The sequence below is a fragment of the Streptomyces sp. NPDC041968 genome (assembly GCF_055589025.1).
Genome location: NZ_JBVJCB010000009.1, coordinates 406,891 through 415,444 on the forward strand (window position 1 = coordinate 406,891; position 8,554 = coordinate 415,444).

Sequence of the window (8,554 nt, forward strand, 5' to 3'; positions counted from 1 at the left end):
GGCGGGAGACGGTGGAGACGCCGAGGGCCCGCCACGGGACGAGGGGGCGGACGGATGACCGACACGAGCGTGCGGATCGACGGGAACAGGCTGTTGCTGCCGGGCGGTGCGGCGGTGCGTTTCATCCGCACCCTGCGACTGCCCGAGACGGGCACCCACCCGCTGCCGCCCGGACTCGGCGAGTTCCCGGTCCGCCGGGTCGCCGACTACGCCGACACCGTGCCGGAGGCGTGGCGGGCGCGCGGCGGTGTGATGCTGCCGGTGTACCTGCGGGAGGCCATGTGGCTGAGCTTCGCCGGTACGACGGAGCCCGCCGCTCTCCAGGTCGGGGTGGGCAAGGTGTGCGCGGTCTCGGGCAGGCCGTGGAGCGACCGGCTGGCCCGTGACCCGCAGAACTACGTGGTCCTCCCCCGCCAGCCCTGGCTGGACGGCATCAACTCCGGCACGGGCACGGTCCGCCAGTTCGTGGCGGTGCCGCTCGGCATGGGCGCGACCGTCGAGGGCCAGGTCACCGGCGAGGAGGTGTGGGGCGGCCTCCAGTTGCAGGCCTTTCCGCTGGGCGGGGCGGCACTGGCCCGCTGGCGGGAGGAGGAGCGGCGCCGGGCCGAGACCGCGCGCAGGGCGGCCCGTTCCGGCGGGGCGTACGGGGCGGCGATGCCGATGGCCGCTCCGGCGGCCCCGGCCGGCTCGGGCGCGGCACGGCCCCGGTCGGCGCCGGCCATGGGGCTGGGCGTCGGAGGCTCCATGCGGCAGGAGGTCTACCGCGACGAACGGCCCCTGGCGGACTGGGCCGAGCGGCCCGCGGGACGGGTCTTCGTCCACCTGGTGACGCCGCCCGAGTGGCGGCGGATCACCGGTGAGGCCCCGCCGCCCTCACCCGTGGACCGGGCGGCGTACACGCAGGCCGGTCTGCCCTGGTACGACTACTACGACCAGGGCGCCGACGACCTCGCGCCCACCGGCCGGCTCCAGGACGTCAAACCGGTCGGTGACTGGATCGGGGACGACCACGAACCGTGGCAGGCGCCCGCGACGCAGCAGGTGCGGCCGCTGAAGGACGCGCCGGGCGCGCCGGGCGCGCCGGTGGAGGACGGCGACTGGTAGACGCGGGCGAGGACGGGCGCCGGGGCGCGGGGGCCGCCGCGCCCGGTGGGCGAGCCGTCCTCCTCAGCCGTCGCCGTCCGTGCGCTGCCGTTGCAGGGCCCGCGGGCAGGAGGTGGCGTTCGCCTGCGCCAGCAGCACGTGCACCCGCTCCGTGAGCTGTGCGACGTCGTCGGCGGGGGCGTGGAAGGGCAGTCGTACGTCACCGTGGGCGCGGGCGCGCTCGACGCGCAGCGTCAGTCCGTGCCGGTCGACGGCGAGGGGCCGTACCCGGACCGCCCCGTGCAGGCTGTCGGCGTCGACGAGCCGGGTCAGCCGCTCCACCGCGTCGCCGTGGCAGTCCGCGAGGTGGGTCAGCAGTCGCGCCTCCGCCAGGGCCAGCGGGTCGGGCCGGGCGGCGACGAACTCGTCGAGGCCGACCACCACCGCACCGGCCGGACGGCGCAGCACCACGCGCGTGGGCCGGAAGGCCAGGTGACCGTCGTCCGGGGCGAACCAGCCCGCCAGCCAGAGCCGGGCCCTGATCCGCCCGCGTACCGGGACGGGCGCCACGTCGGCGAACTCCAGCACGGCGGACGGCTCTCCGCGGGGCGCGCAGATCGCCGCGGCGAGCAGCGCGCTGTCCTCGGGCACGTGCAGCAGCACCCGCCCGTCGTCGGACACGGTGTGCGCGCCGACGAACTCCTCGCGGCCGCCCTCCGCGGTCACCGCGCAGGACCAGGCGGCGGCGAGCACGGAGCGGGCCTGCTCCGCCGCGGCGGGCGCGGCCGTCCAGGTGGTGTGGTGGTCGCCCATCCCCAACCTCCGTCATCAGATCATCAAGCGTTAGCTCATTAGGTAAGGCTCACCTAACTTATCGGAGATCGAGGCGTGGGCCAACCAGGACGCGTGATCTTTGCGAGACCTTTTCACCGCGCCGGACGGCGCACGTCAGCGACGTGCGGACGCGTTCGGCGGTGCGACGGGAGCCCTCAGGGCGCGATGGCGCCCAGCAGGGCCCGGGCGCACAGGTCGCGCACCTGCTCCCGGGTCGGCTCCGACTCCCGCAGCCACTCCAGGCAGACCGCGGTGGTGAACGCCAGCCAGCCGCGCACCGCGAGCCGCACGTCGGCCCGCTCCGCGAGGACCGGGGCGAACTCGGGATCGGCGGCGAGCGCCGCGAGGATCTGCCGCTCCTGCGCGGCCAGCGCCCGGCGGTAGACCCGGCGCACCGCCTGGTCCCCGGCCGCGTCGGCCCGGTGGAAGGCGCGGTACCCGTGGGCGTGGGCCCGGACGTACTCCAGGTACGCGTCCAGGCCGGCGGTGAGCTGCTCCCGGACGGGCATGCCGGGCACGGCCGCGGTCATCCGCAGCATGCGCTCGCTCTCGCGCTCGACGATCGCCGCGAAGAAGTCCCGCTTGTTCGGGAAGTAGTGGTACAGCAGCCCGCGGGAGACGCCGGCGATCTCGGCGACCTGCTCGATCCACACCTCGTCGTAGCGGCTCTCCGAGAACAACCGCGCGCCCACCGACAGCAGCTGCTCCCGGCGCTCCCCCGTGCTGAGCCTGCGGCGGGTGCGCTCGCCCTGGTTCGCGGCCATGCCCGCACCTTACTTGACGCCGGTTCAACAACGGGACGAGACTGGGCGCGTTATTGAATCCATGTACAACACGCTTGCCTCTGCACGTGCAACACGCCGCTTGGTCAAGGGAGATCGCGTCATGGCGAGCACGACGAACGGACTGGCCGCGGACGGGCTGCCGAAGGGGTTCCGCAGCGCCGAGCTGGGCTGGCCCGAGTTGCACCGCATCCCGCGCCCGCCGTACCGGCTCCCCCTGCTCGGGGACGTGGTCGGGGCGAGCAGGCACACCCCGATGCAGGACTCGCTGCGCTACGCCCGGCGGCTGGGGCCCATATTCCGGCGCCGGGCCTTCGGCAACGAGTTCGTCTTCGTGTGGGGCGCGGAGCTCGCCGCCGACCTCGCGGACGAGGAGCGGTTCGCCAAGCACGTGGGTCTCGGTGTGGCCAACCTGCGGCCGGTCGCCGGGGACGGGCTGTTCACGGCGTACAACCACGAGTCCAACTGGCAGCTCGCGCACGACGTGCTGGCGCCCGGTTTCAGCCGGGAGGCCATGGCGGGCTACCACGTGATGATGCTGGACGTGGCCGCACGGCTCACGGACCACTGGGACCGGGCGCGGACGGCGGGCCGGACGGTGGACGTGCCCGGGGACATGACCAAGCTGACGCTGGAGACGATCGCGCGGACCGGGTTCGGGCACGACTTCGGGTCCTTCGAGCGGTCCCGCCCCCATCCCTTCGTCACCGCGATGGTGGGCACGCTCAGCTACGCGCAGCGCCTGAACACCGTGCCCGGCCCGCTGGCCCCGTGGCTGCTGCGCGGCGCGAGCCGTCGCAACACCGCCGACATCGCGTACCTCAACCGCACGGTCGACGACCTGGTCCGCGCCCGTCGCGCGGCGGGCGGCACGGGTGGGGCGGGCGACCTGCTCGACCGGATGCTGGAGACGGCCCACCCCGAGACGGGCGAGCGGCTGTCGCCGGAGAACGTCCGCCGGCAGGTCATCACCTTCCTGGTGGCCGGCCACGAGACCACCTCGGGGGCGCTCTCCTTCGCCCTGCACTACCTCGCGCAGCACCCCGAGGTCGCGGCCCGGGCCCGGGCGGAGGTGGACCGCGTGTGGGGCGACACCGAGGCGCCCGGCTACGAGCAGGTGGCGAAACTACGGTACGTGCGCCGGGTGCTGGACGAGTCGCTGCGGCTGTGGCCGACCGCGCCCGCCTTCGCGCGGGAGGCCCGCACGGACACGGTCCTGGGCGGTACCCATCCGATGCGGCGCGGTGCCTGGGCGCTGGTGCTGGCGGGGATGCTGCACCGCGATCCGCGGGTGTGGGGGCCGGACGTCGAGGAGTTCGACCCGGACCGCTTCGACGCCAAGGCGGTGCGCGCGCGAGCCCCGCACACCTTCAAGCCGTTCGGGACGGGGGCGCGGGCGTGCATCGGACGGCAGTTCGCGCTGCACGAGGCGACGCTGGTGCTCGGGCTGCTGCTGCGCCGCTACGAACTCCGGCCCGAGCCGGACTACCGGCTGCGGGTCACCGAACGGCTGACCCTGATGCCGGAGGGACTGCGCCTGCGGCTGGAGCACCGGGGCGGCCCGGACCCGGCCCGCGCGGCCGTCACCGAGGAGGCCGCCCCAGCGCCCCGCTGTCCAGTGCACCGGGTGGGTGACTGACCCCGGCAGTACGGTGCCTGCACCGCCCCGGAGCCGCGGTGAGCTGCGGCTGCGCTAGCGCGCGAAGACCTCGAAGGTCACCGCCGGCCTCCCGCCGAACCGCTCGCCGGCGGCCTCGGCGTAACCGGTGAGGAATCCGCGCACGTACGTCTCCGGGTCCTCGTCGGTGAGCACCTCGATGTACGTGCGGTGTTCGAGCAGGGAGCGGACCGCGCGCTCCAGTCCGGGCCCGGCGTCCACCGCGTGCGTGGGCGAGGAGGAACCGGCGACCGCGACCCAGCGCACGCCGTCCCAGGGTTCGAGGCCCTGCTCGGTCAGCTCCGGGAAGATCCAGCGGTTGCCGGCGTCGCCCGCCGCGTCCAGCGTGGCGCGGCCGACGGCGACGTGGTCCGGGGTGTTCCAGGCGACGCCGCCCCAGGTGTCGCGGTGGTTGAGGGTGATGACCAGCTCGGGGCGGTGCCGGCGGATCGCGGCGGCGATGTCGCGGCGCAGGGCGATGCCGTACTCGATGACACCGTCCCGGTGGTCGAGGAACTCCACCTCGCCCACCCCGACCACGGCCGCGCTCGCCCGCTGCTCCCGCTCCCGCACGGCCGCGCACGCACCGGGCTCCAGGGTGTCGATGCCCGCCTCGCCGCGGGTCGCGAGGACGTAGGCGACCTCGCGGCCCTCGTCGGTCCAGGAGGCGATCGCCGCCGAGCAGCCGTACTCCAGGTCGTCGGGGTGGGCGACGACGGCGAGGGCGCGCCGCCAGTCGCCGGGCATGGGCTCCAGTTGCGTGGTCGTCGGCTCCGTCATGCCCGCACAGTAACCCGGGGCGCCGGCGCCCACCCGGGATTCGGAGAGCCGGCCGCGGCGCCGGTCAGCCCTCGTCGCGGGCGAGGGCGAGCAGCCGGTCCAGGACCCGGGGTCCGCCGGCCCGCACACCGTCGTGCTCGAACTCGTCGGTGACCCAGGTGCGCAGGGAGCGGACGGCACGGGCGGTGGTCAGCGCGTGGGCGGTGTCGACGTACATGTCGTCGTGGTAGACGGCCGCCGCGGCCGGTACCTCGTTCACGGCGAGGCGGGCGGGGTCGTACAGCGGGGTCCAGTCGGTGCGGGCGGCGAGGTGCTCGGCGGTCTCGCGCAGCGGACGCAGCGCCGGGTCGCAGTCGAACATCCAGGGGTGGACGGACTCACCGGTGAACAGGAGCGGCTCGTCGCCCGCCAGCGCCTTGGCGGCGTCGAAGCGCGGGAACTCGGCGCGGACCCGCTCCGCCGACCAGTCGGTGGGGCGCGTGTCCTGGCCGTAGATGGCCTCGTGGACGAGGGCGTAGAGCGGGTGACCCGCGTACGAGAGCAGGTTCTGCGCCTGCTCCTGGAAGGCGTCGGACAGCTCGTGTCCGTGCGGGGTGCGGACGAAGGCGTCCTCCAGGAGGAAGTGCAGGCGGTGACTGCCGTCGCCGGCGCCGAGCATGGCGCCGAGGGACTGGAAGGCCTCGACGGTGAACCGGTAGCCGTTCGGCAGGACGACGTCGCGGGTGAGCAGGTGGTCGGCGATGCGGCGGGCGCGTTCGACGTCCTGCGGGTAGCGGTCGTAGTGCGCGAGGACCTTGCGTTCGATGCGGGGATAGGCGGCCCGGTAGATGTCGTCGGCGTGGGCGTCCAGGGAGGGCAGGCCGCCGGTGATCAGGGCGGTGCTCAGACCCTCGGGGGCCAGCGACAGGTACGCCACGGTGCAGAAGCCGCCGAAGCTCTGGCCGAGGACGGCCCAGGGGGCGCCGCCGGTGACCCCGGGGCGGATGGTCTCGCAGTCCCGGACGATGGCGTCGGCGCGGAAGTGGGTGAGGTACTCGGCCTGCTCGGCCGGACCGCCGCGCAGCGGGAGCGTCTGCCGGTTGGCGGGCGTGGAGGCGCCGGTGCCGCGCTGGTCCAGGAGCAGGACGCGGTACTCCTTCAGGGCGCGGCCGAGCCAGGAGGGCCGGCCGACGAAACGGTTCGCCCCGAAGCCGGGGCCGCCCTGGAGGTAGACGAGCCACGGCAGGTCCTGGTGCGCCTTGTCGCTCGCGACGGCCTCGCGGGCGTACAGCTCGATCGTCTCGCCGGCGGGGTCGGCGTGGTCGAGGGGCACGGTGAAACGGCGGTCGGTGAGGACGACGCCGGGCTGGCGGTAGCTGACGCTCAACGGGGCTCCCTGGGCGGACGGATCCGACGGTGAAGATTTCTCGGCCGTGCCCCAGTTCAGCACACGACCCTGCGGCCGCCGACCCCCGGGATCGTGAAATCGTGCTGAACGGCCGGTCAGCGGGCGACGAGGCTGGAGCGCCGTACCACCAGTTCGGGCTGGAGCACGACCCGCCGGTGCGCGTGGGTCCGCTCGGTTCCCTGGAGGTCCGTCTCCTCCAGGAGCAGCTCGGCGGCCAGGGCGCCCATCGTGACGGCGGGCTGGCGCACGGAGGTGAGCGGGACGGCCGCCGCGGCGGCGAACTCGATGTCGTCGTACCCGACGATCGCGAGGTCTTCCGGCACGCGGACGCCCGCCGCGTAGAGGGCCTGGAGGACGCCGAGCGCGAGCAGGTCGTTGGCGCAGAACACCGCGGTGGGACGGTCGGTGAGACCGAGCAGACGGGCGCCCGCGTCCCGTCCGGCGGCGACGTCGAGGCGTTCGGTGGGCAGCTCGCGCAGGGCTTCGGGGCCGAGTCCGGCCTCGGCCAGCGCCCGCAGGGCGCCGGTGCGGCGGTCGCGCACCTGGTGCAGGCCGGGCGGGCCGCTCACGTAGGCGACGGAGCGGTGGCCGGCGTCCACCAGGTGCCGTACCGCCAGCGCGCCGCCCGCGACGTCGTCGACGGAGACGGAGCACTCGGTGGTGCCCTCGGCGACCCGGTCGACCAGGACGAAGGGGATGTTGTGGCGCCGGAAGCCCTCGATGTTGCGGCCGGTGGCGTCGGCCGGGGTGAGCAGGACGCCGCGGACCCGCTGTTCAGCGAAGAGCGAGAGGTACTCGGCCTCCTCCCCCGGGTTCTGGGCGCTGTTGCAGACCATCACGCCGAGACCGGCGTCGCGTGCGGCCCGCTCGGCGCCGCGGGCGACGTCGACGAAGAACGGGTTGCCCATGTCCAGGACGAGCAGCCCCATGATCCGGCTGCGGCCCGCGCGGAGCTGGCGCGCGGACTCGCTGCGGACGTAGCCGAGCCGGTCGATGGCGGACAGCACCCGCGCCCGGGTCTCGGTGGCGACGGTGTCGGGGCGGTTGATGACGTTGGAGACCGTGCCCACGGACACTCCGGCGGCTCGGGCGACATCCTTGATACCCACCGAATGGGCCATCGGGCAGGGACCTCCAGGGTCGGGTCGGGGAACGTGGGCCAGCGACGCGGGGCGGCCGGGAGACGTTCACATTACCCGCGGCGTTCTCCTCCCCCCGTTCCCGTATCCGGACTACCCTGCGTTTCGTCCGGTGATCAAGACGTCCCGCGCGGTCGACGGGACCGACCCCAGGAGCCGCGATGCGTGTCGCCCTGTTTCTGACCTGTGTCAACGACACGCTGTATCCGGACACCGGCCGGGCCGTGGTCGCGCTGCTGACCCGGCTGGGCGTCGAGGTCGACTTCCCGATGGCCCAGACCTGCTGCGGGCAGCCGCACTACAACACGGGGTACCGGCACGAGGCGGAGCCGCTCGCCCGGCGCTTCGCCGAGGTCTTCGGGTCCTACGACGCGATCGTGACGCCTTCGGGTTCGTGCGGGGCGATGGTGCGGGAGCTGTATCCGCGGATGGGCGAGCGGGCGCGGGCCGAGGGGCGCGGGGACACGCTCGGGGCTGCCCTGGCGCCGGTGGTGCCGAAGACGTACGAACTGACGGAGTTCCTCGTCGACGTGCTCGGGGTGACGGACGTGGGGGCGTACTACCCGCACACCGTCACCTACCACCCCACCTGCCACGGGCTGCGGAGCCTGGGCCTGGGCGACCGGCCGCGGCGGCTGCTGGAGGCGGTCGAGGGGCTGGAGCTGGTCGAGCTGCCGGGGGCGGAGGAGTGCTGCGGCTTCGGCGGCACGTTCGCCGTGAAGAACGCCGACGTGTCGGCGGCGATGGGCCACGACAAGATCCGCAACGCCCTGTCCACCGACGCGGACGTGCTGTGTGGTGCCGACAACTCCTGCCTGATGCACCTCGGCGGAATGCTGCGCCGCCAGGACGCCCCGCAGCGGACACTGCACCTCGCGGAGATCCTCGCGAG

Annotated in this window: 8 protein-coding genes; 3 read left to right on the forward strand and 5 right to left on the reverse strand. The window is 74.3% G+C overall.

Annotation, left to right across the window (positions count from 1 at the left end; translation table 11 throughout):
* Positions 1-54: 54 nt before the first annotated feature.
* Positions 55-1,104: a hypothetical protein gene (locus ACZ6EG_RS23720; protein ID WP_469607313.1), complete on the forward strand. Its 1,050-nt coding sequence runs from the start codon at positions 55-57 to the stop codon at positions 1,102-1,104.
* A gap of 63 nt (positions 1,105-1,167) precedes the next feature.
* Here ACZ6EG_RS23720 and ACZ6EG_RS23725 read toward each other — a convergent pair whose 3' ends face one another.
* Together ACZ6EG_RS23725 and ACZ6EG_RS23730 are read right to left on the reverse strand one after the other, a co-directional pair.
* The gene (locus ACZ6EG_RS23725; RefSeq protein ID WP_391970693.1) at positions 1,168-1,896 is read right to left on the reverse strand and encodes a DUF2470 domain-containing protein; all 729 of its coding nucleotides are present in this window, start codon (positions 1,894-1,896) and stop codon (positions 1,168-1,170) included.
* A 176-nt stretch (positions 1,897-2,072) separates the two neighbouring features.
* Positions 2,073-2,681 carry a TetR/AcrR family transcriptional regulator gene (locus ACZ6EG_RS23730; RefSeq protein WP_391970694.1) on the reverse strand — a complete coding sequence of 203 codons (609 nt, stop codon included), beginning with the start codon at positions 2,679-2,681 and terminating at the stop codon, positions 2,073-2,075.
* 121 nt (positions 2,682-2,802) lie between these two features.
* Between ACZ6EG_RS23730 and ACZ6EG_RS23735 the strand changes: the two genes are divergently transcribed.
* Positions 2,803-4,338: a cytochrome P450 gene (locus ACZ6EG_RS23735; protein ID WP_391970695.1), complete on the forward strand. Its 1,536-nt coding sequence runs from the start codon at positions 2,803-2,805 to the stop codon at positions 4,336-4,338.
* A 54-nt stretch (positions 4,339-4,392) separates the two neighbouring features.
* On the opposite strand, the gene ACZ6EG_RS23740 is transcribed toward ACZ6EG_RS23735, so the two are convergent.
* From ACZ6EG_RS23740 to ACZ6EG_RS23750, 3 genes are all read right to left on the reverse strand, one after another.
* Entirely contained in the window at positions 4,393-5,136 is a 744-nt protein-coding gene (locus tag ACZ6EG_RS23740; RefSeq protein WP_391970696.1) for a PIG-L deacetylase family protein, read from the reverse strand.
* 64 nt (positions 5,137-5,200) lie between these two features.
* The gene (locus ACZ6EG_RS23745; protein ID WP_391970697.1) at positions 5,201-6,502 is read right to left on the reverse strand and encodes an alpha/beta fold hydrolase; all 1,302 of its coding nucleotides are present in this window, start codon (positions 6,500-6,502) and stop codon (positions 5,201-5,203) included.
* Between the two features lie 116 nt (positions 6,503-6,618).
* Positions 6,619-7,644, reverse strand: a complete 1,026-nt coding sequence (locus ACZ6EG_RS23750; protein ID WP_391970698.1) for a LacI family DNA-binding transcriptional regulator — start codon at positions 7,642-7,644, stop codon at positions 6,619-6,621.
* Between the two features lie 179 nt (positions 7,645-7,823).
* On the opposite strand from ACZ6EG_RS23750, the gene ACZ6EG_RS23755 reads away from it, so the two are divergent.
* The coding region (locus ACZ6EG_RS23755; RefSeq protein ID WP_469607320.1) for a (Fe-S)-binding protein at positions 7,824-8,554 on the forward strand (731 nt) is incomplete at its 3' end.

Excerpts from the sequence above, each read along its gene's own strand:
- ACZ6EG_RS23720 (WP_469607313.1), top strand. The coding sequence starts at position 55 with ATGACCGACACGAGCGTGCGGATCGACGGGAACAGGCTGTTGCTGCCG.
- ACZ6EG_RS23725 (WP_391970693.1), bottom strand. The coding sequence starts at position 1,896 with ATGGGCGACCACCACACCACCTGGACGGCCGCGCCCGCCGCGGCGGAG.
- ACZ6EG_RS23730 (WP_391970694.1), bottom strand. The coding sequence starts at position 2,681 with ATGGCCGCGAACCAGGGCGAGCGCACCCGCCGCAGGCTCAGCACGGGG.
- ACZ6EG_RS23735 (WP_391970695.1), top strand. The coding sequence starts at position 2,803 with ATGGCGAGCACGACGAACGGACTGGCCGCGGACGGGCTGCCGAAGGGG.
- ACZ6EG_RS23740 (WP_391970696.1), bottom strand. The coding sequence starts at position 5,136 with ATGACGGAGCCGACGACCACGCAACTGGAGCCCATGCCCGGCGACTGG.
- ACZ6EG_RS23750 (WP_391970698.1), bottom strand. The coding sequence starts at position 7,644 with ATGGCCCATTCGGTGGGTATCAAGGATGTCGCCCGAGCCGCCGGAGTG.